Source organism: Pseudovibrio sp. SCP20, assembly GCF_057774105.1.
The window spans coordinates 66,928-91,938 of record NZ_JBYMDH010000006.1 but is presented as its reverse complement, the minus strand read 5'-3'; the positions used below and the strand labels follow the sequence as shown (position 1 = coordinate 91,938).

General features: G+C 54.0%; 26 protein-coding genes and 1 other RNA gene. 17 read left to right on the top strand and 10 right to left on the bottom strand.

Going from position 1 to position 25,011, the window contains the following annotated elements:
- Positions 1–17 precede the first annotated feature (17 nt).
- Positions 18–2,534: a hypothetical protein gene (locus AC3CB2_RS20815; protein WP_352936126.1), complete on the top strand. Its 2,517-nt coding sequence runs from the start codon at positions 18–20 to the stop codon at positions 2,532–2,534.
- An 87-nt stretch (positions 2,535–2,621) separates the two neighbouring features.
- Here AC3CB2_RS20815 and AC3CB2_RS20810 read toward each other — a convergent pair whose 3' ends face one another.
- Together AC3CB2_RS20810 and efp are read right to left on the bottom strand one after the other, a co-directional pair.
- Complete coding sequence (locus AC3CB2_RS20810) at positions 2,622–3,416, bottom strand: inositol monophosphatase family protein (RefSeq protein ID WP_008551559.1); 795 nt, start codon at positions 3,414–3,416, stop codon at positions 2,622–2,624.
- 68 nt (positions 3,417–3,484) lie between these two features.
- On the bottom strand, positions 3,485–4,051 hold the full coding sequence (gene efp / locus AC3CB2_RS20805; RefSeq protein ID WP_008551541.1) for an elongation factor P: 567 nt from the start codon (positions 4,049–4,051) through the stop codon (positions 3,485–3,487).
- A 98-nt stretch (positions 4,052–4,149) separates the two neighbouring features.
- On the opposite strand from efp, the gene AC3CB2_RS20800 reads away from it, so the two are divergent.
- Positions 4,150–4,488 (top strand): hypothetical protein, encoded by a 339-nt coding sequence (locus AC3CB2_RS20800; RefSeq protein ID WP_352936124.1) that lies wholly within the window; start codon positions 4,150–4,152, stop codon positions 4,486–4,488.
- A 131-nt stretch (positions 4,489–4,619) separates the two neighbouring features.
- On the opposite strand, the gene AC3CB2_RS20795 is transcribed toward AC3CB2_RS20800, so the two are convergent.
- From AC3CB2_RS20795 to tkt, 5 genes are all read right to left on the bottom strand, one after another.
- The gene (locus AC3CB2_RS20795; protein ID WP_352936122.1) at positions 4,620–5,702 is read right to left on the bottom strand and encodes a tetratricopeptide repeat protein; all 1,083 of its coding nucleotides are present in this window, start codon (positions 5,700–5,702) and stop codon (positions 4,620–4,622) included.
- Positions 5,703–5,706: 4 nt separating this feature from the next.
- The gene (locus AC3CB2_RS20790) at positions 5,707–6,348 is read right to left on the bottom strand and encodes a thiamine phosphate synthase (protein ID WP_014286953.1); all 642 of its coding nucleotides are present in this window, start codon (positions 6,346–6,348) and stop codon (positions 5,707–5,709) included.
- Positions 6,349–6,563: 215 nt separating this feature from the next.
- The gene (locus AC3CB2_RS20785) at positions 6,564–7,754 is read right to left on the bottom strand and encodes a phosphoglycerate kinase (RefSeq protein WP_014286952.1); all 1,191 of its coding nucleotides are present in this window, start codon (positions 7,752–7,754) and stop codon (positions 6,564–6,566) included.
- 179 nt (positions 7,755–7,933) lie between these two features.
- Entirely contained in the window at positions 7,934–8,941 is a 1,008-nt protein-coding gene (gap, locus tag AC3CB2_RS20780) for a type I glyceraldehyde-3-phosphate dehydrogenase (RefSeq protein ID WP_008551525.1), read from the bottom strand.
- A 125-nt stretch (positions 8,942–9,066) separates the two neighbouring features.
- Positions 9,067–11,067, bottom strand: coding sequence for a transketolase (gene tkt / locus AC3CB2_RS20775; RefSeq protein WP_054783580.1), 2,001 nt, complete (start codon positions 11,065–11,067; stop codon positions 9,067–9,069).
- 553 nt (positions 11,068–11,620) lie between these two features.
- Between tkt and AC3CB2_RS20770 the strand changes: the two genes are divergently transcribed.
- The 7 genes from AC3CB2_RS20770 to AC3CB2_RS20740 all read left to right on the top strand — a co-directional run bounded on the left by AC3CB2_RS20770 (position 11,621) and on the right by AC3CB2_RS20740 (position 16,003).
- Positions 11,621–11,917, top strand: a complete 297-nt coding sequence (locus AC3CB2_RS20770) for a DUF4164 domain-containing protein (RefSeq protein WP_014286950.1) — start codon at positions 11,621–11,623, stop codon at positions 11,915–11,917.
- 5 nt (positions 11,918–11,922) lie between these two features.
- Positions 11,923–12,360 (top strand): cell division protein ZapA, encoded by a 438-nt coding sequence (locus AC3CB2_RS20765; RefSeq protein WP_352936119.1) that lies wholly within the window; start codon positions 11,923–11,925, stop codon positions 12,358–12,360.
- Between the two features lie 99 nt (positions 12,361–12,459).
- Positions 12,460–12,619: non-coding RNA, 6S RNA (gene ssrS, locus AC3CB2_RS20760), on the top strand.
- A gap of 98 nt (positions 12,620–12,717) precedes the next feature.
- Complete coding sequence (locus AC3CB2_RS20755; RefSeq protein ID WP_352936117.1) at positions 12,718–13,311, top strand: 5-formyltetrahydrofolate cyclo-ligase; 594 nt, start codon at positions 12,718–12,720, stop codon at positions 13,309–13,311.
- A gap of 139 nt (positions 13,312–13,450) precedes the next feature.
- Positions 13,451–14,293 (top strand): TIGR00282 family metallophosphoesterase, encoded by an 843-nt coding sequence (locus AC3CB2_RS20750; RefSeq protein WP_014286947.1) that lies wholly within the window; start codon positions 13,451–13,453, stop codon positions 14,291–14,293.
- Between the two features lie 227 nt (positions 14,294–14,520).
- Positions 14,521–15,264, top strand: coding sequence for a YebC/PmpR family DNA-binding transcriptional regulator (locus AC3CB2_RS20745; RefSeq protein ID WP_008551665.1), 744 nt, complete (start codon positions 14,521–14,523; stop codon positions 15,262–15,264).
- A gap of 154 nt (positions 15,265–15,418) precedes the next feature.
- Entirely contained in the window at positions 15,419–16,003 is a 585-nt protein-coding gene (locus tag AC3CB2_RS20740; protein WP_008551580.1) for a hypothetical protein, read from the top strand.
- A 4-nt stretch (positions 16,004–16,007) separates the two neighbouring features.
- Here the strand turns inward: AC3CB2_RS20740 and AC3CB2_RS20735 are convergent, their stop codons facing one another.
- The 3 genes from AC3CB2_RS20735 to AC3CB2_RS20725 form a co-directional block, all read right to left on the bottom strand.
- Positions 16,008–16,505, bottom strand: a complete 498-nt coding sequence (locus tag AC3CB2_RS20735) for an Lrp/AsnC family transcriptional regulator (RefSeq protein ID WP_008551677.1) — start codon at positions 16,503–16,505, stop codon at positions 16,008–16,010.
- A gap of 129 nt (positions 16,506–16,634) precedes the next feature.
- Positions 16,635–17,396, bottom strand: a complete 762-nt coding sequence (locus tag AC3CB2_RS20730; RefSeq protein WP_208982413.1) for a sulfite exporter TauE/SafE family protein — start codon at positions 17,394–17,396, stop codon at positions 16,635–16,637.
- Between the two features lie 187 nt (positions 17,397–17,583).
- Complete coding sequence (locus AC3CB2_RS20725; RefSeq protein ID WP_352936114.1) at positions 17,584–18,339, bottom strand: sulfite exporter TauE/SafE family protein; 756 nt, start codon at positions 18,337–18,339, stop codon at positions 17,584–17,586.
- 144 nt (positions 18,340–18,483) lie between these two features.
- Here AC3CB2_RS20725 and ruvC point away from each other — a divergent pair, with 144 nt between their 5' ends.
- The 8 genes from ruvC (at position 18,484) to tolB (ending at position 24,940) form a co-directional block, all read left to right on the top strand.
- Complete coding sequence (gene ruvC / locus AC3CB2_RS20720; RefSeq protein WP_014286944.1) at positions 18,484–18,984, top strand: crossover junction endodeoxyribonuclease RuvC; 501 nt, start codon at positions 18,484–18,486, stop codon at positions 18,982–18,984.
- A complete protein-coding gene (ruvA, locus tag AC3CB2_RS20715) occupies positions 18,981–19,595 on the top strand; it encodes a Holliday junction branch migration protein RuvA (RefSeq protein ID WP_008551589.1) in 615 nt (204 codons plus the stop codon). The genes ruvC and ruvA overlap by 4 nt, the downstream gene beginning before the upstream one ends.
- Positions 19,595–20,641 (top strand): Holliday junction branch migration DNA helicase RuvB, encoded by a 1,047-nt coding sequence (gene ruvB, locus AC3CB2_RS20710; protein WP_008551483.1) that lies wholly within the window; start codon positions 19,595–19,597, stop codon positions 20,639–20,641. The genes ruvA and ruvB overlap by 1 nt, the downstream gene beginning before the upstream one ends.
- Before the next feature lie 9 nt (positions 20,642–20,650).
- Positions 20,651–21,112 (top strand): tol-pal system-associated acyl-CoA thioesterase, encoded by a 462-nt coding sequence (ybgC, locus tag AC3CB2_RS20705; RefSeq protein ID WP_014286943.1) that lies wholly within the window; start codon positions 20,651–20,653, stop codon positions 21,110–21,112.
- Between the two features lie 302 nt (positions 21,113–21,414).
- Positions 21,415–22,143 (top strand): protein TolQ, encoded by a 729-nt coding sequence (gene tolQ, locus AC3CB2_RS20700; protein ID WP_164845287.1) that lies wholly within the window; start codon positions 21,415–21,417, stop codon positions 22,141–22,143.
- A 3-nt stretch (positions 22,144–22,146) separates the two neighbouring features.
- Complete coding sequence (gene tolR / locus AC3CB2_RS20695; RefSeq protein WP_014286942.1) at positions 22,147–22,605, top strand: protein TolR; 459 nt, start codon at positions 22,147–22,149, stop codon at positions 22,603–22,605.
- A 6-nt stretch (positions 22,606–22,611) separates the two neighbouring features.
- A complete protein-coding gene (locus AC3CB2_RS20690) occupies positions 22,612–23,547 on the top strand; it encodes a cell envelope biogenesis protein TolA (RefSeq protein ID WP_075697877.1) in 936 nt (311 codons plus the stop codon).
- Between the two features lie 28 nt (positions 23,548–23,575).
- On the top strand, positions 23,576–24,940 hold the full coding sequence (tolB, locus tag AC3CB2_RS20685) for a Tol-Pal system beta propeller repeat protein TolB (RefSeq protein WP_488390212.1): 1,365 nt from the start codon (positions 23,576–23,578) through the stop codon (positions 24,938–24,940).
- Positions 24,941–25,011: the final 71 nt, after the last annotated feature.

Below are 25,011 nucleotides of genomic sequence, written 5' to 3'. Positions count from 1 at the left end.
TTGGGAGGAACGCCACCATGAGGAATACCGGAGTAACATCGCAAGTCAGCACACCCAGTTCTAACGTGACACTGCCTGTCGATCAGGCAGGAGGGCATACGGCCTCGAGGAGCGGGAGCACCCAATCGGCACGTATGCCCTATCGGTTGTCAGTGGTGCCGGTCGCGGACGGGCAGGAAAGACGGGTTCCTCAGCCACTGCGGGCTGTTTCCATGGCGAGTTTTCATCGGCGACCTGTTCCGTCCTCTGACCTGTCCGGGCAAGCAGCACAGTCAGAACGGAACGGGCCGCCTCTCTCCTCCATGGAGCGAGCGCTGCTGGATGCGCGCCTCAAGCTACAGCCTGTGCAGCGGGATGTTTTGGGCGGGGAGGCCCGGTTTGGTAACAAAACTGCCGGTGTTGGCAGTGAGCATCGGGTGTTTCAGGCGCTGCAGGCATTTGCAAAAGATCCGAGTTTGCTGACGAAAGAGCGCGCGGCAGACCTTCAGAAGCAGTTGGTGTCCGTCTCTTTTGCTGAGCCAAGACAGGAAACAGCCAAGACGGCTTTGGTTGAGCATCTGAATGGAGTGGCTGGGGGGTCAGCAGCAGGCCCCGACACAGTTGAGGTGCTTCGGCCTGTGCTGAAGGATCTGGAAGGGCACCTGAAAGAGCGTCAGCCAGCGTTGGATCGGGCGCTGGGGGGAGGCCGCGCGCAGTCTTTGTTGCGAGCGGGGCAGGAAGAGTGGCGTCAGGTCAGCACGGCTCAGCTTACTGAAACGGCTGGTGGACAAAAGGATGGCTATCATCCCTCTCGCGTGACAGCATGCGGTGCGATTGCGGAAGGCGTGCAGACGGAAGGGCTAGTGCGCAATGGATTGGGTAAGTTTCCGCATAATGTGATGCCGTTGATCAATGCTGCGGTGAATGGGCGGGAGGAGATCTTCCGAACTGAAGTGCCGATCACTGATGGTGTTGCTTATGGTCGCTTTGGGTTCACCAGTTTTTATTATGCGCTGGGAGCGATCCAGAGCCTGATTTCAGCGCGATCCGCTTACACAAGCATGAAGGCAGCGGACAATGCGCTTGACACGTATCGGACTGAAGCCAAGCAGTTTCTTGAGGCGCAGAAAGACATTGCCGAGCTGGCGGCCCTATCCCGCATGGTCAAGGATGTGCAGAAGGGTGATGGTTCTCCGCTGACATTGGTGGACACCTTGGCGCAAGCCGTTCAGGCCGGCAAAATCACGAAGCAGGGCCTTGGTGTTGCGCTGAATGGTTTGTTCCCTAATTTGTCCGCGTCTGCGAAGTCTGCCTTAGACGCGTATGTCAGAGTGGAGAAGGGGGCTGCTGATGAGGTGGAGCGGCTGACTGCACTGCGTAATCAGGTGGCGCTGACTTATGGAGAGAGTTCTGCCAGTGAGGCTGCGCATCTTGAAGGGGCCTTAGATCATCTGGATGATGCGCTGAAACTGCGAATGAAGGCTGCGGACAAGGCCCATAAGGCGCTGACAGGTCTTGTCGCGAATTACGGCAAGAACGCCACTTTGGCGAAGGCCATGCGTAGCGACTACAAGACCCAGATGCACGTCAATATTCTGTCGGCTGAGGTTTGGGGGCTTGCGATGGTTTCTGACGGCTTGGCCATTGCTGAAAGAGCTCTCTCTGCCAACGTTGAGGGCATCTCTCTGGTCACACAGGGGCTTGGCTATGCCGCTGGTACTGTTGGTGCGGGGGTGGGCGTTCTTGCTGTCGGGCTTTCCGCCTATGATGCCAGTGTCACTGCTATCCGTGCCTTCAAACATCATCAGACCGGTAAAAAAGCTCAGGCCTTACATAGGTTGTTCTCAGAGCGGCAGGAGGTTCCTGTTTCTGGTTTGGAAGGATCGCGGAAGGTATCTCAAGCGCGGGATGCTGAGCTGGCGATGATTACCAAAACGATTGCCGATAATCAGTCCCGTGCGCGGAACACCAAGATTGGGAAGGCTGTGCTTTCTGCCGTTGATGGACTGGGCTTTGCTGCGCTCACGGTTTCCGGTGTAGCTGGTGTTGTGGCAGCTGCGACGGGCGGTGTGGTTGCTGCTGGTGTGGCTGCAGCAGCGTGGCCGGTTGGGGCGGCCATTGGCGGGGCGTTTGTGCTGGGAACCGTCACTATGGCTGGAGCCCGGCTGATCAAGTGGGGCATTCATCACTACAAGAGCAAGCAGTTGCAAAAGGTGATTGCTGGTGATCCGCAGGCGATGCGCAAATACGCGCGTAAGAATGGCATTGAAGTCGGTCAGGGGAATTCAGTGCGGCGGAGTACTGTGGAAGCTGAGATCAAGAAACACGCCATTGATGCTTTAACCAAGCACAGCACAAAGTTTGCGCTCAACCGGTTCCATCAGCGGTTGGTGACTGAAATCGCGCAGGTGGATATGGCGCATTGGGATCAATCCCCTGCCATCGCCGTGATGAAATGCTTCTTTGATGATGCCGCACAGATCGAGGCCATCGCAGGGCTGAGTACGGATGCTGCTGTGAAGGTGTTGGCGAAGAAGTTTCAGGTGCGGGCATAGAGCCATCGCGCAACAAAAAAGGCAGCTTGCCGGAGTGGTCCGGGGCAAGCTGCCTTTTGGAATTCTTGGGCTTAAGCGCCGTCTGTCTTATGACTTGGCTTTTGCCAGCAGTTCACGCAGCTGAAGGTGGGTGAACTCGTTGCCTGCGATGATGGTGCGGGATTCGAACATGTTGTCCTTGCCGTTGGCATCGGACACGAAACCACCAGCTTCACGAACAAGCAGAACGCCTGCTGCCATGTCCCAAGGATGCAGACCGTTTTCCCAGAATGCATCGAGACGACCGGAAGCGACCCATGCCAGGTCCAGTGCAGCTGCACCAGCGCGGCGGATGCCTGCGACTTCGCCCATCACGTGGCGGATTTCTTTCAGTGCGCGGCCATGGTCGCCAACACCGATGAATGGAATGCCGGTGCCGATCAGGCAGTCGGTCATGTCTTTACGGGCAGCAACGCGGAGGCGGCGGTCGTTACAGAATGCGCCAGAGCCTTTTTCAGCGGTGTACAGCTCGTCCATGATCGGGTTGTAGATCACTGCAGCAACGATCTGACCAGCGCGTTCCAGAGCGATGGAAACACCAAAGATCGGAATGCCGTGCAGGAAGTTTGTTGTGCCGTCGAGTGGGTCAATGATCCAGCGGTGCTGGCCATCAGTGCCTTCCACTTCGCCGGATTCTTCCATCAGCAGGCCGTAGGTTGGGCGTGCTTTCTGAAGTTCCTCACGAACGATTTTTTCTGCTCTGTGATCTGCCTGGGAGACAAAGTCACCTGGGCCCTTGCGGGATACTTGCAGGTTTTCAATTTCGCCGAAGTCCCGTGCCAGAGAGCGACCAGCTTTTGTCGCAGCCTGGACCATTACGTTGAGAAGGGCCGTACGTGCCATTTTATATTCACCGTTCCTGAATGGGTAATGAGGCAGCCGTATGCTGCCTCATCTTTATTGCTTTTAGATTATTTCTCTGCGCGACGAACGTATTCAACTGTGTCGGTGTCTACAACGATCTTCTCACCGGAGGTGATGAACGGAGGCACCATACAACGAACGCCGTTTTCCAGAACTGCTGGCTTGTAAGAGGAAGACTGGGTCTGGCCTTTTACAACTGCGTCAGCTTCAACGATTTCCAGAGTGACGTGGGTTGGGAGAGAAATGCCGATTGGCTTTTCTTCGTGCAGTTCAACAGTTACGGTCATGCCGTCCTGCAGGAATGCTGCGCGCTCGCCAACGAACTCTTTCTGAAGTTCGAGCTGCTCGTAAGTTTCGTTATCCATGAATACCAGCATGTCGCCTTCTTCATAGAGGAACTGGTAGTCTTTCTGCTCAAGGCGAACACGCTCAACGGACTCAGTTGCGCGGAAGCGTTCGTTCAGCTTGCGACCGTCAAGCAGGTTTTTCATTTCTACCTGAGCAAATGCGCCGCCTTTACCTGGCTTCACGTGCTGAACTTTTACAACAGCCCAAAGTGTGTCCTGGTGCATAAGCACGTTGCCTGGCTTAATTTCGTTGCCATTGAGTTTCATAGAACTACCAATCAGTTTGATAATGTTACAGCCGGACGCGGATTGGCGCTGAGCCTAGGGTCGCAGCCTGTCTGGGGGTCTGTGCAACATAATTTCACGTGATTTTCAAGGAAAAAGAGCGGATGCTCGCCGTGAACCTGCATTCCGGTGCATATCCACAAGGTGAGTGCGGAAAAGCTCAGGGCTTTCTGTCGCTTCTGCGTCTGGTGGTCTGTGCAACGAAAATGACAGCAAGAACGAAAGTTGCCACCTTGCCGAGTGCCGCAACCTGGGCGGGGACGCCTATATCAAGCAGGCCAGTTGCGATCATTTCACCGAATGTCAGAAATGAAATGACACCAATGCCCAAGGCTAAAGCTAAGCGACTGATAAATACACTTATTTGCTTCATGGTATTGCTTTTTCGATTAAAGGACCAGAGTAATTTAATCGACTGACGTTGCGCGAAGCTGAGTGTGTTTAAGTTGATGTAGTGTGGGTCAGAGTCTACCTGATTTTTATACTTTATCTGATGATAATTTTACGCAAAAACTCATCGGTTTATCATCAAAAGAACTATAGTCAGATGCTATTGAGCTGACTGGAGTACTGGTGAGGCCCCGATTTTAATCCCGATTTCGGCGGCGCGCTTGCTGGCTTGCTCCTGTTGCTCCAGAGAAAGGGAGTTGGAGAGAGCTTCCAGATCGCTGTCGAGTATACCCTGACGACCAGCGTGGAACTGCCATGCGGATGCTTCGATCAGGTCAACTGGACGTCCGCGGCCATTGGCGTAGATGCGGGCGAGACGGTTCATAGCGATCGGATTGCCTTTGCTGGCAGCACGCTCGAACCAATCTGCAGCTTCCGCCTCGTTTGGCACGACGCCATCGCCTTTAAACAGCAGGGTTGCGTAGTAGATCTGTGCCGGGACCAAGCCACGGCGGGCGGCGCGGCCCATCCAGAAGGCGGCGCGTAGTGGATCGCGGATCTCTTCCGGACCGTCCTTCAGGTAGATGCCTAGCTCCAGCATTGCGTCTGCGTCACCGGTTTCAGAGGCGCGCTCCAGCAATGACTTGATTTGCTTGGGATCGTTTGGACGGACTTTGCCTTCCTGATGGAGGAGGGCGAGATTGTAGAGGGCTTCGGGGATGTTGGCAGCAGCAGCTTTTTCCAGCTGTTGGGCGGCCTTGTCCTTGTCAGCTTTTGTGCCTGCACCAGCCAGATAGAGCAGGCCGAGGCGCAGGGCAGCTTGTGGGTCACCATCGTTGGAGGCGAGCTCATACCAGCTGGCGGCCAATGGCAGGTCCTGCGGGATGCCTCTGCCGGACTCATAAAGAACGCCGAGCAGAGTTTTAGAGCTGGTGATTCCAGCTTCGGCCTGACGGGTCGCCAGAGCCAATGCTGTCAGATACCAACCGCGCTGGAAGGCACCGTAGGCCGGATCGCCCTGAATGGTTTCCGGCGTTGGGGTGACCTGCGGGATGTAAGGGGCTCTTGAAACTGGAGAAGGCAGCAGTGGTGATCCGTTTGGATTGTACGGATCAACCGTTCTTGCGCCTTGAGGTGTGGTTCCACCGCTCGGGGTTGTTTGCGCAACAGCCATGCCCTGCCAGCCAAGCAGGCCGGTCATAGCTGCGACAGTTACGAGTTTGATAGAACCAGGCAACTTCAAAAGATCAGTCCTCAACTTCCGCCAGTGTGTGTGTTGAGAGGATAGCGTTTGCCTGCTCAACAGCTGCTTTTGGCCCTTCAGGGTGATTCCAGACAGCTTCACGTACTGCTACGAATTCAGCGCCAGTTTGGGCCACGGTGTCAACTGAGGAAACTGAGGTGCCAGCCAAGACAACGCATGGCGTTTCGAACACTTCAGACCACCAGCTGCCGTAGTCCAGAGATTTGCGATGTGGCTCTTCTTCCTGTTTCAAAGAAAGGAGACCGAAGAACATGTAATCAACGCCCATGGATGCGATGACCATGGCGTCGTGACGGGTCTTAACACCCGCATGGCCGATGATGCGGTCTTCCGGGAAGGACTGCATTACGTCTTCCAGGTCCTTGTCGGTTCCTGAAACGTGCAGGCCATCTGCGCCGGAGCGGCCCATGATTTGGGTGTTGTTTTCAATCAGAACAGCAACTTCGTTTGCCTGCGCCAGAGGAACAAGGCGCTTTGCAGCCGCCTGTAGTTCGCCTTCGTTTGCGTCCGGCATGGAGATCAGCAGGCTCGCAATGTCGCCACCTTCCAAAGCTTGCTTGAGTTGTCCTTCGAACTCATCGAGGTCAAAGGTAGGTGGTGTGACAAGATACAGACGCGGATGCACTGAGTTTGCTCCTGATAAAATTCCGATAAATAGAGTTCTTGGCGGTAGTGTAGACTACGTCAAGCCTCTGGCCCATTCATTGGGATAAGTTCTAAACAGCGTCTTGCTCTCTTTTTCAAGAGGCTGTGTCAAATTCTAGGCAAAAGCGAGAATAAAACGAAAAGAGGGACCGAAAAGGCCCCTCAATCCAGAAAATTTCATCAATTTTCTTTGTTTTATGCTTCCAGCGCAACAACGCCTGGCAGTTCCTTGCCTTCCAGCCACTCGAGGAACGCGCCGCCAGCAGTGGAGATGTAAGAGAAATCTTCACTTGCTTTTGCGTGGTTCAGCGCTGCAACAGTGTCACCGCCACCAGCAACTGTTTTCAGCTTGCCTTCTTTGGTGCGTGCTGCTGCATGCTGGGCCGCTGCAACGGTTGCCTTGTCGAATGGCTCGATTTCGAACGCGCCGAGAGGGCCGTTCCAGACGAGGGTCTTCGCTTCGTCGATTTTTGCTTTCACAACATCGATGGAAGCTGCGCCAACGTCGAGCATCATCGCGTCTGCTGGGATCGCGTCGAGAGCAACGGTTTCGTTCTTGGTGTTTGCTGCAAATTCCCATGCAACAACAGCGTCTGCTGGCAGAACGATTTCGCAGTTTGCTTTTTCAGCTGCTGCCATGATGCGGTTTGCTGTGTCAGCCAGATCGTGCTCGCACAGGGACTTGCCAACGTTCACGCCTTTAGCCGCGAGGAAGGTGTTTGCCATGCCGCCGCCGATGACCAGGATGTCTACTTTAGACACGAGGTTTTCGAGCAGGTCGATCTTGGAGGACACTTTTGCACCGCCGACAACTGCCAGAACCGGACGCTCTGGAGTGGACAATGCGGAGCCGAGTGCTTCCAGCTCAGCCTGCATGGTGCGGCCTGCAAATGCAGGAAGCAGCTTTGCAATGCCTTCAGTGGAGCCGTGTGCGCGGTGTGCAGCAGAGAATGCGTCGTTTACATACAGGTCGCCGTTTGCAGCCAGTGCTTTTGCGAACTCTGGATCGTTCTTTTCTTCACCAGCGTAGAAGCGGGTGTTTTCCAGAAGCAGAACGTCGCCGTCAGCCATTGCATCGACAGCAGCTTTTGCGACATCACCGGTGCAGTCAGCTGCGAAAGCAACTGGTTTGCCAAGCAGATCTGCAACAGGGCCAGCAACAGGAGCAAGGCTCATCTCTGCAACCACTTTGCCTTTTGGACGGCCGAAGTGTGCGAGAAGGATGACTTTGCCGCCAGCCTCGGAGATTTCGCGGATGGTTGGCAGTACACGCTCGATACGGGTGGTATCGGTTACTTTGCCATCCTTCATCGGGACGTTGAGGTCTACGCGGACCAGAACACGTTTGCCGGAAAGATCGGCATCATTGAGGGTTTTGAAAGACATGAAAATCTCCGGAATTTCTGTCTGTGACCTTATGCTGGTCGAAATTCTTACAGAAAGACTTTGCGGAGTTCGTGATCAAATCTATGGGAGACTTCGCACTGAATGGTGCGGCTCAGGGATTGGATCACTCCGCACTGGTATATGAGAAAAAGGGCCGCTTAAAAGCGGCCCCTTCCAAATTAGATGAGCTTTGCCATCGCAACAGCGGTATCCGCCATGCGGTTGGAGAAGCCCCACTCGTTGTCGTACCAGGTGAGGATACGAACCATTGTGCCTTCCATGACCTTGGTCTGGTCCATGTGGAAGATGGAGGAGTGTGGGTCGTGGTTGAAGTCGATGGAAACGTTTGGCACGTCGGTGTAACCAAGAACGCCTTTCAGCTCGCCTTCAGCCGCTGCTTTGATTGCTGCGTTGATTTCTTCAACGGAAGTTTCTTTCTTCGCGATGAAGGTCAGGTCAACAACAGAAACGTTTGGAGTAGGTACGCGGATTGCAACGCCGTCCAGTTTACCAGCCAGCTCAGGCAGAACCAGGCCAACAGCCTTAGCAGCACCTGTGGAGGTTGGGATCATGGAAAGAGCTGCTGCGCGGCCGCGGTACAGATCCTTGTGCATTGTGTCGAGAGTTGGCTGATCACCGGTGTAAGAGTGAACGGTGGTCATGAAGCCTTTTTCGATGCCAACCAGTTTGTCCAGAACGTAAGCCACTGGAGACAGACAGTTGGTGGTGCAAGATGCGTTGGAAACAACCAGATCTTCAGAAGTCAGGGTGTCGTGGTTTACGCCGTAAACGATTGTTTTGTCAGCGCCTGCTGCAGGAGCAGAAACCAGAACGCGCTTTGCGCCAGCTTCCAGGTGCAGAGCTGCTTTTTCTTTTGCGGTGAAGATGCCGGTGCATTCCATCGCAATGTCCACACCCATTTCACCCCAAGGCAATTCTTTAGGATCACGGATAGCGGTTACTTTGATTGGACCACGGCCACAATCGATGGTGTCGCCATCAACTGTTACTTTAGCTGGGAACTTGCCGTGTACGGAGTCAAACTGCAGCAGGTGTGCGTTAGTTTCAACTGGGCCGAGGTCGTTGATTGCTACAACTTCAATGTCGGTACGACCGGATTCGATGATTGCACGGAGAACATTACGACCAATGCGACCAAAGCCATTGATGGCTACCTTGACTGCCATTTAAGAACCTCTTTCGGTAGGGCGCTCAATAACGCCCGCGTTTTATATATTCTGCCAGCTCTTGCCGGCCGTCTTCTGAGAGGCTTCTGGCTGAGAGGAGCCAGAAGCTTCACTTGTAGTTAGCTTTAGGCGTTATCGCTATCGCCAAGGCGCTTTTCTGCCTCTTGGACCACTGCTCCCGCGGTGATCCCGAAATGCTCATAGAGCTCCTGGTAAGGGGCGGAGGCACCGAAACCAGACATGCCTACAAATCCACCATCAGAACCGACAAAGCGATCCCAACCCATACGAACGCCCGCTTCCACAGCGATCTTCACCGGACTACCACCAATGATGGCATTCTTGTATGCGTCAGATTGTTGCTCAAAGAGTTCGAAGCTAGGAACGGAGACCACGCGGGTCGCAATACCCTTGCCGTCGAGCTCTTTTTTCGCTTCCACTGCGATCTCAACTTCGGAGCCGGTTGCGAACAGAGTAACGGTCGCTTCTTCTTCACAGTCGGCGATGATGTATGCGCCTTTGGCACACAGGTTTTCGCTTTCGTAGTGAGGACGAAGGGAAGGCAGGTTCTGACGGGTCAGAGCCAAAACGCTTGGGTTATCAGTGGCTTTCATTGCCAGCTGCCAGCATTCCAGAGTCTCTGTGATGTCCGCAGGGCGGAAGAACAGCAGATCTGGAATACAACGTAGAGCCGCAAAGTGTTCCACAGGCTGGTGGGTTGGACCATCTTCACCCAGGCCGATGGAGTCATGGGTCATTACGTGAATGACGCGCTGCTTCATCAGAGCTGCCAGACGCAGAGACGGACGGCAGTAATCGGAGAAGATCAGGAAGCCACCAGAGTAGGGGATAACTCCGCCGTGCAGTGCCATACCGTTCATTGCTGCGGCCATTCCGTGCTCACGGATACCCCAGTGGATGAAGCGACCGGAGAAATCGTCTGGCGTGATGGAAGGCGTATGCTCGGTGTTGGTGTTGTTGGAACCGGTTAGGTCAGCAGAGCCGCCGATGGTTTCCGGAACAGCACCGGTGATCACTTTCAGAACAGCCTGGGACGCCTTACGGGTCGCCATCTTTGGCTGAGTGTCTGCAAGTTCTTTCTTGTACGCGTCGATTGCTGCATCGAAGCCGGATGGCAGATCGCCACGGCAACGGCGCTCGAACTCGCCACGCTGCTCAGGGTTTGCTTCGTTGAAGCGCTGTTCCCACTCTTTACGAGCGTTTGCGGAACGCAGACCTGCGATGCGCCATGCATCGAGAACGTCGCTTGGTACTTCAAACGGCTCAGCGGACCAGCCGAGAGCTTCGCGGGTTGCTGCAATTTCTTCAGCACCCAGAGGAGCACCGTGCACTTTGTTGGTGCCAGCGCGGTTTGGAGAACCGAAGCCGATTGTGGTCTTCGCAGCGATCATTGTTGGTTTGTCGCTGTTCTGAGCTTCTGTCAGAGCTGCTTCAATTGCCTCTGGATCGTGACCATCAATTGCGATGGTGTTCCAGCCGGATGCCTTGAAGCGTGCGATCTGGTCAGTGCTGTCAGCCAGATCAACGGAACCGTCGATGGTGATGCCGTTGTCGTCCCAGATGAGGATCAGCTTGTTCAGCTTGAGGTGACCTGCCAGAGAGATTGCTTCCTGGGAGATACCTTCCATCAGACAGCCATCACCTGCGAGAACATAGGTGAAGTGGTTGACGAGGTCTTTGCCGAAGCGCTCTTCCTGCAGACGCTCAGCGATTGCCATGCCTACTGCGTTTGCAAGACCCTGGCCGAGAGGACCAGTGGTGGTCTCGATGCCTGCGCCATGACCGTATTCAGGGTGGCCGCATGTGCGTGCGCCAAGCTGGCGGAACTGCTGAAGCTGTTCAATAGAGAAGTCTTCGTATCCCAGCAGATAGAGAGTGGAATACAGGAGCATAGATCCGTGCCCTGCGGAGAGCACGAAACGATCTCGGTCTGCCCATTTTGGGGAGTTAGGGTCAAATTTCAGAAATTTGGAAAACAGGACCGTTGCGATGTCGGCTGCACCCATTGGAAGTCCTGGGTGGCCTGATTTTGCTTTTTCAACGGCGTCCATTGAAAGAAAGCGTATCGCATTCGCCATGCGAGAGTGCTTTTCGAGATCGGTCATCTTATTCCCGCTGTCGACCCGGCCGGGCAGCCGGTTCTTTACCATTAGCTAGTGTAAATTCGACGACAGTTGCCATAGTCTTTGCCCCAGACTAATGCGAATTGGCAGTTGTCTACGAACGAATAACGGAAGGAGACATAGCAGGTCAGAGAGTTGAGTCAATGAAACTGAGCTATTCGGGCGATGTTTATTGCGTAAGTTGAGCGCTTTTGAATTTTGAATAACATTTGTCAACATAAGTTATGTTGCCAAGGGCTCTTAAATGAGTGAATTTGCTTAGCGTAAAATACGCGTGCATTAGATTTTTATAGAGGCGAAGCTTGTATTTTGTTCACTAATGTTGCGCGGAGTAAATTTCCGAGTCGAAGGCGATTGCAAGTTCTGTAATCACTGATAAATGAGATGGTTCTCGCTTATTCCTCAGATATGATGTGAATAAAGCTCGACGATTCCCTCGAGCTAATGGATAATTGTCTTCCGCTTCCCTAGACGGGAAAGGGTCGAGTTGCCATTTCTCGGGTGATCGATGTTTGGTGAGTACGGATACAGGTAGATGTCAGAGGTGAAGATGGATAGTGGGCAAGATCTGGATCAGGCGCTGGATCGTATTTCTGCCTCCATCACGAAGCTAGAAGGCGCGCTTCATCGCAGGACGTCCCGTGACAAGACCCTTGATGCGTTAGAGAACGACCTGCAAAGAATTGGCGAAGATCGCACACAGTTGGCTGCAAAGCTGGATCAGGCTGAAGCGCGTGGTTCGCGGCTTGAAGATGTCAACAAAGATGTTTCCCGTCGCCTTGTTGCTGCCATGGAATCCATACGTACTGTTCTCGAAGGACAGGAGAGCTAAGATCAATGGCGCAAATTACAGTAACAATCAATGATCGCAGCTTTCGCATGGCGTGTGATGACGGTGAGGAAGAGCGTCTGCTCGGTCTTGCTCAGCGTTTTGACGACAGCATCAGTGGCCTGAGAGAAAACTTTGGCGAGATTGGCGACCAGCGTCTGACCGTGATGGCAGGCATTATGGTGACGGATCATCTGGCTGAAGTGGAGCGCAAGCTGAAAGCTGCGGAAGCGCGGATTGAAGAGCTCGGCAAGGCAGAGGCGTCTGTCGAAGAGCGTCTGGCTGCGCAGGAGCAGCGCTATCTGAGCCGTATCGAGGCACTTGAAGCGGAATACCGCGAGAAAGAAGCCAAGGTTGTCGCACGCCTGCTGGAAAGCGCAGACAAGATTGAACAGCTTGGGGCTGATCTGGACAATGAGCTGCGCGAAGAAGAAAGCGCTGCGTAATCCGGGCCGCTGATCGGTTTAGAAGCATTCTTTTGAAATTTAACAAAGGCTGTTCAAGAGGACTGGTAATTCCAGTCGCTCTGGCCTATATGAGCCATTGCGTTGCTGCGCGGTTCGTCAGGAGACACATATCCCCGGGGCCTTACGCATTCCTTAGGGAGCTGTTCCTTCCCTCGCTCGTGGGCTTGGGGACACGGCGCCCACCTACATTGTAGGTTCTCCGGGATTGCACATTCTCCAACGGCTGTTGTGGCACGCCCTTCTCTTTTTCCTCTCTACAGCGTGATAGGCTCTTGCTTTGCGATTTTGCGCGGGCTGCACCATAATGCACTCAAGTGGTTGTAAATGAGGTGCGTATTGACTTCCCAAGACATTGAGAATGATGAGCTCAAACTGGCCAAGCGCGCGGTGCGGAAAGCTGGACTTGCGGCGCGGGCCACGCTTTCTCCTGTTGAGCGGATTGAGCGGTCGCTGGCGCTTGTTGATTTTGTGGAAGCGCTTGGTGTTGAGCCAGGCTCGGTGATTGCAGGGTTCTGGCCTATTCGGGACGAGGTTGATCCGCGTCCTTTGATGGATGCGCTGGCCAAGGCTGGCAGTTCTCTTTGTCTTCCCGTTGTTACGGGTGATGATCTTGTCTTCCGCCGTCTTGAAAAGGGCGGGCCGCTGGAGCCTGCCGGATTTGGCAGCATGGCGCCGGGGTCTGAGGCGGAGGTTGTGCACCCGAATGTGGTGCTGGTTCCGCTGTCTGCTTTTGATCGGAGCTGCAACCGGATCGGATATGGCAAAGGTTTTTACGACCGTGCATTGAGTGATTTGGAAAAACTTTCCGATCTGACTGCGATTGGGGTTGCATTTGCGGTTCAAGAGGTAGAAGAGGTTCCGATGGAACCGCATGATCGTCAGCTGGATGGTATCCTGACAGATCGTGGGCTTCTTAAAGCAGGAGATTGAAGCAAGTTGCCTGTGGCTTCCGGCGTGTTCTTCTTAGGGCGCGCGTGGTGGCCATCAGATCTGCTTTGGTCCAAAAGATGTGCGCGTATTCTTTCATTACATTACCTTAGGTCGGGAATACGCTTGAAAGGGTGTATAGATGCAGCTGCTGTTTCTTGGGGATCTGGTTGGGCGTGCTGGCCGCAATGCCGTGATTGATGAACTGCCCCAACTCGTGGAAGACAACCAACTGGACTTCGTCGTCGTGAATGGCGAGAACTCCGCAGCAGGCTTTGGTATCACCGAAGAAATTCTCCAGAACGTGCTGGATGCAGGTGCAGATGTTGTGACCACCGGCAACCACATCTGGGATCAGCGCGACACGCTTGTTTACATTGAGCGTCAGAACCAGTTGTTGCGCCCTGCGAACTATCCGGCAGGTACTCCAGGTAAAGGGGCGAACCTTTACCGCGCGAAGAATGGTGCTGATGTGCTGGTGGTGAACGTGATGGGCCGCGTTTACATGGATGCGCTGGATTGTCCGTTTGCTGCGATCGACAAAATTCTGGCTGACTGTCCGCTGGGCGCTGTGGCTGATGCGATCATCATTGATATGCACGCAGAAGCGACCTCTGAGAAGCAGGCGATGGGTCACTTCTGTGATGGTCGTGCTTCTCTGGTTGTTGGCACGCATACGCACGTTCCAACCGCTGACCATCAGGTTCTCGTTGGCGGTACAGCGTACATGTCTGACGCTGGTATGTGCGGTGATTATGATTCCGTGCTGGGCATGGATAAGGAAGAGCCGGTCAATCGCTTCCTGCGCAAGATGAACGGTGCTCGCTTTACACCTGCGCTGGGTGAGGCAACTATTTGTGGTGTGGCGGTTGAAACGGATGACCGGACTGGCCTTGCTGTGAATGTTTCGCCGGTTCGTCTGGGTGGGCGTTTGTCGCAGATTATTCCACCATTCTGGCCGAGCGCTGCAGACAGCTACGCTTAATCAGGGGATGAGCTTACACGGTGAATGATGAGGAAGAGTAAGTACGCGGCAAATCTCGCTGTTTCTTGCTCTGGATTTTGTCGTGTAAGCGGCTTATAAGCTTTCAACAAATTTGCTCGACGTGACACGAATGCCGTGTCGGGGAGAGCGCTGTCCAAGCTATCAGCGGCTTGGTGAGCGCTCCTTTGAGCTACCAGTTTTATTCTAAACACAAGCCGGGAAGACCTATGGCCGGACATTCAAAATTCAAAAATATCATGCACCGCAAGGGACGTCAGGATGCTGTACGTTCCAAGCTTTTCTCTCGCCTTTCTAAAGAGATTACCGTTGCTGCGAAGATGGGTGATCCTGATCCGGACAAGAACCCGCGCCTGCGCCTTGCTGTGCAGAACGCGAAGGGTCAGTCCATGCCGAAGGACAACATTGCCCGCGCGATTGCGAAGTCTCAGGGCGGTGAAGGTGCTGATTACACCGAGATCCGTTATGAGGGTTATGGTCCAGGTGGCACCGCGATTATTGTTGAAGTGCTGACTGACAACAAAAACCGCTCTGCTGCAAACGTACGCTCTTACTTCACCAAATACGGTGGTTCCATGGGCGAGACAGGTTCTGTTTCCTTCATGTTCGACCGCGTTGGTGAGCTGGTTTACAAGCCAGAAGCTGGCGATGCGGACACTGTGATGGAAGCTGGTATCGAAGCTGGCGCTGATGACGTTGAGAGCGATGATGAAGCTCACACCATCATTTGCGCATTCGAAGACCTTTCCGAAGTTTCCAAAGCACTGGAAGCGGCGCTGGGCGAAGCTGAGTCTGTGAAGACCATCTGGAAGCCACAGAACCTGGTGGAAGTGAACGAAGAAAAAGCTGGCACCATCATGAAGCTGATGGACGCGCTGGAAGATGACGACGACGTACAGAACGTCTTCTCCAACTTCGACATTCCAGAGGACGTTCTGGCAAAGCTGGGCTAATCCCACTTTCCAATTGAGTTTTCTAAAGGCGGTACGTTTTGCGTGCCGCCTTTTGTGTATCTGCCTTTCAGTCTGCCCCCGATTTCAGTGGAGTTGGCTTCACTGTGCCACTGTGAAACCCTTTCAGGATCTGGGGTGGACTTGAGGCAGGGTGGTGAGTGAGGAAAGTGATAAGGTTCGTGTGATTGAACACGCCATTGGCTCAGCGTGGCGGTTGCATTTGCTGGCGATTGGGTATGCGGCTCTGCTGGTGATTGGTGCGGTTCTGGAAACGCCATCGGGTGTTTGGGAGGAGCGGGCGCCGTTGGTGGCACGGGTCTATGAGTTCTGCGTTGTCAGCGCGCCTTATGTGCTGGCAGTGGCAGGTGTGCTTACAGCTCTTTATCTGCGGCAGGCGGTAAATATCGCGCGGGGAATGAAAGAGCGGTGCCTGATTGCGACGGCGGCTATTCTGACGATGCCGATCAATGGGTTTCACAAGGGGGAGTGGTGGGTGTCGCTGTGTTCGGTCACGGTGACCGTGTTCCCACCGTTGCTTTACATTTCCCTTGGTTTGCTTGGACAGCCCCTTTCCATCCTTGGGCTGGGGCTTTGCATAGGTGCTTATGTGTTTTGTCTTGTCCAAAGGCAGATGCTGCTCATCGCTCAAAACAGCAACTTCCTTCAGGACAGAATTTCCGAGCTTGTCAGCATGGCGCAGATCGTGACCGGATCTGGTAAAAACGAGGATGCGCCATGACAGATCAATCGTTGTCGACGATGGATTCCAGATGCTGTAGTGGCAGTGCGCCGTTGGCCTTCAGCGTACGGATCGCGAAGTTGGAGCGTACGTCCTCGACACCATCCAGTGACATCAGGAAGTCTGAGAGGAAGACATCGTAGGCTTCCAGTGTTGGGACAACGATTTCAGCAAGAATATCGGACTGACCGGAGACCAGATGGCAGGAGACGACTTCTGGCTGCGAGGTGACGCGCTCAATGATGGACATGATCTGCGCTTTGCTCTGCTTGCCGACGCGCATCTCTACAAACACGGTCATGCCGAGGCCAACTGTCTTGCGGTTGACGGAGGCCTGATAGCCGTTGATTACACCGCTGTCCTCAAGGTTTTTGACGCGGCGCAGGCACGGGGAGGGTGACAGAGCAACTTTGCCTGCCAGTTCTACGTTGGTCAGGCGTCCGTCTTCCTGAAGGTTTTTCAGGATTTCGAGGTCAATCTTGTCGAGCGATGATTTTGGCATAAATCTGTATTTTTCGTCTGTTTCTAGGGATATTATTGCGGAAACTACGGCCTTTTGCCAAGTTTCGCAAGCTGTGCTGTTTGTTTGACGCTTCTTGCGGCTCTTTTTCAGTGCATGTGAACTAGTGGGTCATCTGAGAATTCCATCCAAAATAGGCATGCTTGTGATGGCAGCTCCCAAGATGAGTGTGTAAGCGAGCAGGCGATAAGACTTACCGCTGGATTTGGAGAAACCTTTGGCTCCCAGATAGATGCTCAGGCCATAGGCCGGGCAGATCAGTAGTGAGAGAAGCAGGAGTTCCTGTGTGATCAGGCCGTTCCACCAGAAGGCTGCAAAGGAGCCAAAGCTGGTGAAGAAGAAATAGGTGATCAGGTTGGCACGTATGACGCTGACGGGCAGGGGGCCTGACATCCAGTAGGTGATGACCGGAGGGCCAGCCAGTTGTGTCATGCCGCCGAGAAGGCCGGAGACAGCACCCACGCCGAAGGAAGTGCGTTTGTTTGGTGCCTTGGTGTAACGCCAGCCAGAGACCAGAACGGCGAGCAGAACAAGGACAACGCAGGACAGCACCCAGCGCAAAACGTAAGGGTCTGCATTGGTGAGTACCCAGGCGCCGATGGAAACGGTGACGACAGCTCCGCCTGCTGCAGGCAGAACGGTTCTCCAATCGCAGATCTTTGTGGCGGAAACGACCATGGGCAGAGAGATGGTTGCATCGACCAGAAGGAGTGAAGCTGCGGCCAGTTTCGGGTCCATAATGGCGGAGGCGATGGGCATATAGATCATCGCTGCGCCGAAGCCTGCGAAGCCACGCGTCAACCCGGCGAGCGCTATGGTTGCGCACACCATCAAGAAGGCCGGGGATTCGAGTCCTGCGACGTCTGGGAGCATCTATGCCTCTGCTGAGAAGGTCGGTTTAAGGCTTCCTAGTTGTGCGGACTATAAATTACGAAGGCACCTTCCTCCAATCAGGACGAATGGCCGAATTGTCGAGAATTTCTCAATTACCTTTGTCTGGAACCTCTTATTCTCGCTTAAGCCTTGGGAAACTGCGGAAAAATAGTTGAGGCGGTTACAGCTACAGATCGTGGAAGAATGGCAGTGAAACGACTGCTGCAAGGAAGATGATGCCCTTGGCTGCCCATTTGAAATAGGTTGGAGGAGCTTTGTTGAAGGCTTTCGCACCAAACATCAGGCAGCCCAAGTAGATGGGGCCGGTGATGAGTAGGACGGGAATGAGCTCTTTCGTGAACAAGCCGTTGTACGCGTAGGAGGCATAGGCGGAGGCATCGGCAATCGCGATGAACACGATCATGTTGGCGCGGATGATGTTCTGCGGATGAGGGCCGGTTGCCCAGAGAGTGTAGATGGGAATGGAGGGCATCTGGCTGAAGCCACCAAGCAGGCCTGACAGAGCGCCGACGCCGAGGTTTTGATTTCGGGTGGGTTCTTCAGAGTAGGTCCAGTTGGACATGAGCACTGCCAAAAGCGCGAAGACGACAATAGAGATACCCCAGTGCAAGACGATGGGCGGTGCGTTGGCGAGGATCCATGCTCCGACGGAGACGGCGAGGATTGCTCCGACTGCCGCTGGCAGGACGCTTTTCCATCGGCACAGCTTGGTTGCCGGGAAGATAAGAGGCAGGGCAATGAGGGTATCGAGGATAAGAAGTGTGGCTGCGGCGAGCTTTGGCCCGATGACCAGAGCGGCCAAAGGTATCCAGACCATGCCTGACCCAAAGCCTGCGAACCCGCGCATCAAACCTGCCAAAAGGATGGCCCCTGCGACCAGAGACAACTGTAAGGCTGAGTGTGCGTAGAGGGCTTCAATCATTGCGGGTCCTAAATAAGAACTCACGCAGGAACGCGTGGATTACTCCTGAAATTTTGCGGATTAAGCCTCTGGTTTTCGTTAGCGGCTAGCGTCTTCGGAGATTTTTCGTTACCGGTTTGTTCTATGGATCATTCAATTCGAATCATGGGTGTTGACCCTGGTCTCAGGAACACCGGTTGGGGCATTATTGATGCCAAAGGTAATCGCGTCAGCTTTATTGCCAGCGGCACGATACAATCCAACAATAAGTACTCTCTCGCAGAACGACTCAAGCAGTTGTACACCGGCTTGCAAGAAGTGATTGAACGTTATGATCCGGCAGAAGCTGCTGTTGAGAATACGTTCGTGAACAAGGATGCAGGGGCGACCCTTAAACTGGGACAGGCGAGGGGGATCGCTCTGCTCGTGCCATCTCTGCACAATCTCGTGGTTTCAGAGTACGCTCCCAACCTGGTGAAAAAGACCGTGGTTGGAACAGGGCATGCAGAAAAAGAACAAATCCGTATGATGGTGAAGGTGTTGATGCCGAAGGCGACGTTTAACTCGGACGACGCGGCAGATGCACTGGCGATTGCGATCTGCCATAGTCATCACAGGGGTAGTGTAACGGGCCGTCTGGCCGCAGCGGAGGCGCTTTTGAAATGATCGGGAAACTCAAGGGTGTCGTCGACAGTTACGGCGATGATTTTGTACTGCTGGATGTGCAGGGCGTTTGCTATCAGGTGCATTGTCCGTCTCGCGTGTTGCAGCAATTGCCACGTGTTGGCGAAGCTGCTGTGCTGGCCATTGAGACCATGGTGCGTGAAGACATGATCAAGCTGTTTGGCTTTGCCGAGGACAGCGAACGTGAATGGTTCCGTATTCTCATGACCGTTCAGGGTGTTGGTGCCAAGGTTGCGCTGGGCATTTTGGGCATCATGAAAGCCTCTGAAGTGGCGAACGCGATTGCGCTGGGCGATAAGACAGCGATTACGCGCGCACCGGGCGTTGGCAAGCGTGTTGCTGAGCGTATTGTCACCGAGCTGAAAGACAAGGCACCGGCCTTTGCTTCTGTTGAGGATGACACGATTGCGGTATCCCAGAGTGTTGCGGAGAATGTGGCTTCTCGCCCGGTGGCGGATGCGGTGTCTGCACTCTCCAACCTTGGTTACCAGCCTGCTCAGGCGTCTGCTGCTGTGGCAGCTGCTGTGAAAACAGCAGGTGAGGATGCGAGTGCTGAAAAACTTATTCGCCTTGGCCTTAAGGAACTTGCGTAATGATTGAGGGTGAGGATCGCCTTGTTACTCCGGAAATCCGGGGCGATGAAATTGATAGCGGAATGCGTCCGCAGACGCTGGATGACTTTACGGGTCAGGCGCAGGCGCGTGAGAACCTGAAAGTATTCATCGGTGCAGCCAAGGCTCGCAATGAAGCGCTGGATCACGTGCTGTTCGTTGGACCTCCAGGTCTTGGTAAGACCACACTGGCGCAGATTATGGCGCGTGAGCTTGGGGTGAACTTCCGTGCGACTTCCGGTCCTGTGATTGCGAAAGCGGGCGATCTTGCTGCTCTGCTGACCAATCTGGAAGACCGTGATGTTCTGTTCATTGATGAGATCCACCGTCTCAACCCAGCGGTTGAAGAGGTGCTGTATCCGGCGATGGAAGACTATCAGCTCGATCTGATCATCGGTGAGGGACCTGCAGCTCGCTCAGTGAAGATTGATCTGGCGAAGTTCACGCTTGTTGCTGCAACAACTCGTATTGGCTTGCTGACGACTCCACTTCGTGACCGATTTGGTATTCCGGTTCGATTGGAGTTTTATACGCCGCAAGAACTTGAGTTGATTGTGAAGCGTGGTGCGCGTTTGCTGGGCATTGGCATGAGCGATGATGGTGCGACCGAGATCGCCAAGCGGTCTCGTGGAACACCACGTATTGCTGGCCGCTTGCTGCGCCGCGTGCGCGACTTTGCGATTGTGGCTGGTGATGCGGATATTGATGCGGGCCTTGCAGATCGCGCATTGCGTCAGCTGGAAGTGGACAGTGCTGGCTTTGACAGTCTGGATCGCCGCTATCTGAAGCAGATTGCCATGAACTTTGGCGGTGGACCGGTCGGTATCGAGACGATTGCTGCTGCGCTTTCTGAGCCGCGGGATGCGATTGAGGAGATTGTGGAACCCTATCTGATCCAGAATGGTTATCTTCAGCGCACGCCGCGAGGTCGAATTTTGACGCCAATCGCGTTCAAACACCTTGGTTTGGCGGTGCCGGACAACCCGAATGCACCTCAGATGGCCCTTTTTCAACATGATGAAGACTGATCTGCCGACATGAATGATAAAAAAACTGAGGCAAATTGGCCCGATCTGACAGGCCGCATTGAAGGCAATGAGCATATTTTGCCCGTGCGTGTGTATTACGAGGACACCGACTTTTCAGGGGTCGTCTATCATGCGGCTTATCTGAAATTCATGGAGCGTGGACGTACTGAGCTGTTGCGCATGCGTGGTGTGCACCATCATGAGCTGGATTCAGGTATGCATGGAGAGCGTCTGGCCTTTGCTGTGCGCCACATGGATATTGATTTTCTCAAGCCTGCACGAATCGATGATGTGCTTGAAGTTCATACGGATATCAGTGAGGTGAAGGGTGTCCGTATGTTTATCAGCCAACGGGTTATGCGTGGTGACGAAGTTTTGATCAAAGCCAGCGTGACTGCTGTGGCTATCTCTGCGGATGGCAAACCACGTAGATTGCCCAAGGATCTGGTTGCCCAGATGAACGGCGAATAAGCGCGACAATCATCGTAAAAAATCACCAATATTCATTCAAAGTAAACGGGACTGGAAACCTTTTAATCCTTCAGTAACCTTAAACAGGTCTTTTCAATAATGCCTTCAATGCTGGCTGTAGTCGAAGTTTCGCCAAATTCGACAGGCAGGAAGGCTGCTAAATGTTTAATAGACTGGTTGTGTTCATGGCAGGGGTTCTACCGTGGGCCGGTCGTTGGGTTATCAGGGCAAGAGGTCCTTACTACATGAACTCTAAGGTGATGAAACTCGTTGTGGCCATGAGCGCAGCGCTGGCAAGCACTATGCCATTGGCGGCAATGGCCCAGGATGTGCAATCTGTTGAGCTGGGTGCAGCTCCGGGTTCCGGCTTGTCCTACATTTCGCTCTTCATGGAAGCGGACATCGTCGTCAAGATTGTAATGATCGGTCTGATCGCTGCTTCTGTCTGGAGCTGGGCGATTATCTTTGACAAGGTTGTTCTGTATGGCCGTTCCCGCCGCCAGATGAACCGTTTTGAGAACGTGTTCTGGTCCGGCCAGTCTCTCGAAGAACTTTATAAGTCTCTGTCCTCCCGCGCGAACAACGGAATGTCTGCGTTGTTTGTGGCTGCTATGCGTGAATGGAAGCGCTCCCACGAAGGGGATAAGCCTGCCATTGCCAGCCTGCAGCAGCGTATTGACCGCGTGATGGACCTGACGATTTCCCGCGAAGTTGAGCGTCTTGAAAAACGCCTGTTGTTCCTTGCGACCATCGGCAGTGCAGCCCCGTTTGTGGGCCTGTTTGGTACGGTCTGGGGCATCATGAATGCGTTTACCTCCATCGCAGCTTCCAAGAACACCAACCTTGCTGTTGTGGCTCCGGGTATTGCGGAAGCGCTGTTTGCGACTGGTCTTGGCCTGATTGCAGCTATTCCGGCGGTTATTGCCTACAACAAGCTGCAGAGTGATAGCGGCAAGCTGGCAGCGCGCATGGAAGGTTTTGCAGACGAGTTTTCAGCCATTCTGTCCCGCCGTATTGATGAGCGAGCATAATCCATGGGTATGAGCACTGGAGCAGCTGGTGGTGGTGGACGCGCTGGCGGCAGACGTGGTCGCCGCAGGCATTCCCATGCACCAATGAGCGAGATCAACGTGACGCCGATGGTGGACGTGATGCTGGTGTTGCTGATCATCTTTATGGTGGCAGCTCCGCTGTTGACCGTTGGCGTGCCGATCGACCTGCCTGAAACGCGGGCGAAGGCGATGGAAGGTGATACTGAGCCGATAGCGATCTCCGTTAAGTCTGACGGATCCGTGTTCATTCAGGACACCGAGATCCCGGTTGATGAGCTGATCGCGAAACTCGGCGCGATTGCCGAGAATGGTTACAACGAGCGCATCTATGTGCGTGGAGATCAGGATGCCGATTACGGTGTCATCATGAAGGTTATGGGCCGTATCAACGCTGCTGGTTACAAGCGCATCGGGCTCGTCACTCTAGAGGAGCAGGGTTAACCGGGAATGCGTGCAGGGCTTATCGCATCGCTAGTTGTTCACGTGGTCGTGCTTGTTGCCGGAGCGGTTTCGCTTAACTTCGGCAAAGAGCTTTCGACTGCCCCGGTGGATTCACTGCCCGTGGATCTTGTGCCTGTGAGCGAGCTGACCAAGCTGCAGCTGGGTACAAAGGAAGCGAAGGAAATCAAAGAGGCTGCGCTGCAGCCAACCAAGAAGCCTGCTGAAAAGCCGGAGCCGGAAAAAAAGACCGGTGAGGCCAAGAAAGAGGTGAAGAAGGTTCAGGAAGCGAAGAGGGAAGTGCAGCAGGCTGAAACACCGCCGCCGCCGCCGGAACCTGCTGAACCAGAGCCTGCTCCAAAGGAAGTGCCAAAAGAGAAGGCGCCTGCGGAGACTGCAGAACTTGGTCCTGAAGTAGAAAAAACAGAAAAGCCGAAGCAGCTTGTAAAAGTCCGTCCACGTTCCAAGCCGAAGCCTCCTGCGCGTCCGAAAGCGCCTAAGAAGGAAAAGCCGAAGAAGAAGGAAGACTTCAACTCCAAGATGGCGGCTTTGCTGAACAAGACGAATGCGAAGTCGAGCGGGACTGCAAAGTCCGCCAAACCGGCTTCTCTTGGATCCGAACTGGGCCAGACCAATGTGAAGATGAGCCAGTCTGAGCTGGATGCACTTCGCGGACAGGTTGCCCGGTGTTGGAACCCTCCTGTGGGTGCAGCTGGTGCTGAAGATCTGAACGTTCGCCTGCAATTCAACTTGAGCCGTACCGGTGAAGTTGAAGGGCAGATGCAGGTTCTGAATTCCAGCAATAACCCAACATTCAGAGCTGCTGCAAGCAGTGCAGAACGCGCGGTCTATCGCTGCGGTCCGTATTCTCTGCCAGCAGCTAAATATGATGCATGGAAAACCGTCATCTTGAATTTTGATCCTCGCGATATGCTTGGATACTAGGTATTGAGATTGAAAGGAGCTTAGGTCTATGTCCTTTGTGATGGGGCTTAACCCAATGCGTACAACAGGGATTAAGCAGCTGTGGCGTCGTGCATGCCGCTTTGTGGCTGCTGCTGTTGCTGTTGCTACGATCTCTCAACCTGCCTACGCCTTGATTGAACTGGATATTACTCAGGGCAACGTTGAACCTATGCCGATTGCAATCTCTCCCTTTGCAGGTTCCGGCTTGCAGGAAGACGTGGCAGGGCAGATTTCTCAAGTTGTTGCCGCTGACTTGCAGCGTTCGGGCTTGTTCCGCCCAATTGATCCGGCTGCTCATATTCAGCAGGAAATGAATGTTGCCACCATGCCGCGCTTTGGTGACTGGCGGACCATCGGGTCTCAGGCCTTGGTGACTGGTTCTATCGCGCAGCAGGCAAATGGTCAGATCCGTGCCGAGTTTCGTTTGTGGGATGTGTTTGCAGGTCAGCAGTTGATTGGCCAGCAGTTCTTCACCACACCTGAAAACTGGCGCCGTCTGGCTCACATCATCTCCGATGCGATCTACCAGCGTTTGACCGGTGAGAAAGGCTACTTCGATACACGCGTTGTCTTCATTGACGAGAGCGGTCCAAAGGATGCGCGCCGGAAGCGTCTGGCGATTATGGATCAGGATGGCGCGAATGTGCGCTATCTGACACGCGGTGATGATCTGGTTCTAACCCCACGGTTCTCTCCTGTTTCTCAGGAAGTCACCTACATGTCTTATGTGGGCGGAAACCCTCAGGTCTATCTGTTCAACATCGAGACTGGTCAACGTGAGGTTCTGGGGAACTTCCCGGGCATGACCTTTGCGCCGCGCTTCTCACCTGATGGCCAGAAGGTCATCATGAGCTTGCAGCAGGGCAGCAATGCGAACCTTTATCTGATGGACTTGCGCACTCGTCGGACAACTCGTTTGACCAACACAGCAGCGATTGATACCAGCCCATCCTTCTCTCCAGACGGACGCCAGGTGGTGTTTGAAAGTGACCGTGGCGGTTCGCAGCAGCTCTATGTGATGAACTCCAACGGTAGCGGCGCAGAGCGTATTTCCTTTGGTCCGGGTCAGTACTCTACGCCAGTGTGGTCTCCACGCGGAGATCTGATTGCCTTTACCAAGGTGCATCAAGGCCGCTTTATGATCGGTGTTATTCGTCCAGATGGTAAGGGTGAGCGTATTCTGACCGAGGGCTATCACAACGAAGGTCCGGCATGGTCTCCAAACGGGCGCGTGCTGACATTCTTCCGAGATACTGTGGGCGAGCAGGGCGGTCCTCAGGTCTGGACTGTTGATCTGACAGGTTACAATGAACAGCTGGTTCAGACACCAAACTTTGCATCAGACCCGGCGTGGTCTCCGCTGCTCGACTAATCGTGAAGCTGAGACCCCAATTTCTTGCGGGAATTTGGGGTCATTAGCACTTCATTAACCAATAAATTCAA

Bases quoted from the DNA above. Each gene is read 5' to 3' on its own strand.
- AC3CB2_RS20815 (WP_352936126.1), top strand. From the start codon at position 18: ATGAGGAATACCGGAGTAACATCGCAAGTCAGCACACCCAGTTCTAAC.
- AC3CB2_RS20810 (WP_008551559.1), bottom strand. From the start codon at position 3,416: ATGGCACGTACGGCCCTTCTCAACGTAATGGTCCAGGCTGCGACAAAA.
- efp (WP_008551541.1), bottom strand. From the start codon at position 4,051: ATGAAACTCAATGGCAACGAAATTAAGCCAGGCAACGTGCTTATGCAC.
- AC3CB2_RS20785 (WP_014286952.1), bottom strand. From the start codon at position 7,754: ATGTCTTTCAAAACCCTCAATGATGCCGATCTTTCCGGCAAACGTGTT.
- gap (WP_008551525.1), bottom strand. From the start codon at position 8,941: ATGGCAGTCAAGGTAGCCATCAATGGCTTTGGTCGCATTGGTCGTAAT.
- tkt (WP_054783580.1), bottom strand. From the start codon at position 11,067: ATGACCGATCTCGAAAAGCACTCTCGCATGGCGAATGCGATACGCTTT.
- AC3CB2_RS20770 (WP_014286950.1), top strand. From the start codon at position 11,621: ATGTCAGAGGTGAAGATGGATAGTGGGCAAGATCTGGATCAGGCGCTG.
- AC3CB2_RS20765 (WP_352936119.1), top strand. From the start codon at position 11,923: ATGGCGCAAATTACAGTAACAATCAATGATCGCAGCTTTCGCATGGCG.
- AC3CB2_RS20750 (WP_014286947.1), top strand. From the start codon at position 13,451: ATGCAGCTGCTGTTTCTTGGGGATCTGGTTGGGCGTGCTGGCCGCAAT.
- AC3CB2_RS20745 (WP_008551665.1), top strand. From the start codon at position 14,521: ATGGCCGGACATTCAAAATTCAAAAATATCATGCACCGCAAGGGACGT.
- AC3CB2_RS20735 (WP_008551677.1), bottom strand. From the start codon at position 16,505: ATGCCAAAATCATCGCTCGACAAGATTGACCTCGAAATCCTGAAAAAC.
- AC3CB2_RS20730 (WP_208982413.1), bottom strand. From the start codon at position 17,396: ATGCTCCCAGACGTCGCAGGACTCGAATCCCCGGCCTTCTTGATGGTG.
- AC3CB2_RS20725 (WP_352936114.1), bottom strand. From the start codon at position 18,339: ATGATTGAAGCCCTCTACGCACACTCAGCCTTACAGTTGTCTCTGGTC.
- ruvC (WP_014286944.1), top strand. From the start codon at position 18,484: ATGGGTGTTGACCCTGGTCTCAGGAACACCGGTTGGGGCATTATTGAT.
- ruvA (WP_008551589.1), top strand. From the start codon at position 18,981: ATGATCGGGAAACTCAAGGGTGTCGTCGACAGTTACGGCGATGATTTT.
- ruvB (WP_008551483.1), top strand. From the start codon at position 19,595: ATGATTGAGGGTGAGGATCGCCTTGTTACTCCGGAAATCCGGGGCGAT.
- ybgC (WP_014286943.1), top strand. From the start codon at position 20,651: ATGAATGATAAAAAAACTGAGGCAAATTGGCCCGATCTGACAGGCCGC.
- tolQ (WP_164845287.1), top strand. From the start codon at position 21,415: ATGCCATTGGCGGCAATGGCCCAGGATGTGCAATCTGTTGAGCTGGGT.
- tolR (WP_014286942.1), top strand. From the start codon at position 22,147: ATGGGTATGAGCACTGGAGCAGCTGGTGGTGGTGGACGCGCTGGCGGC.
- AC3CB2_RS20690 (WP_075697877.1), top strand. From the start codon at position 22,612: ATGCGTGCAGGGCTTATCGCATCGCTAGTTGTTCACGTGGTCGTGCTT.
- tolB (WP_488390212.1), top strand. From the start codon at position 23,576: ATGTCCTTTGTGATGGGGCTTAACCCAATGCGTACAACAGGGATTAAG.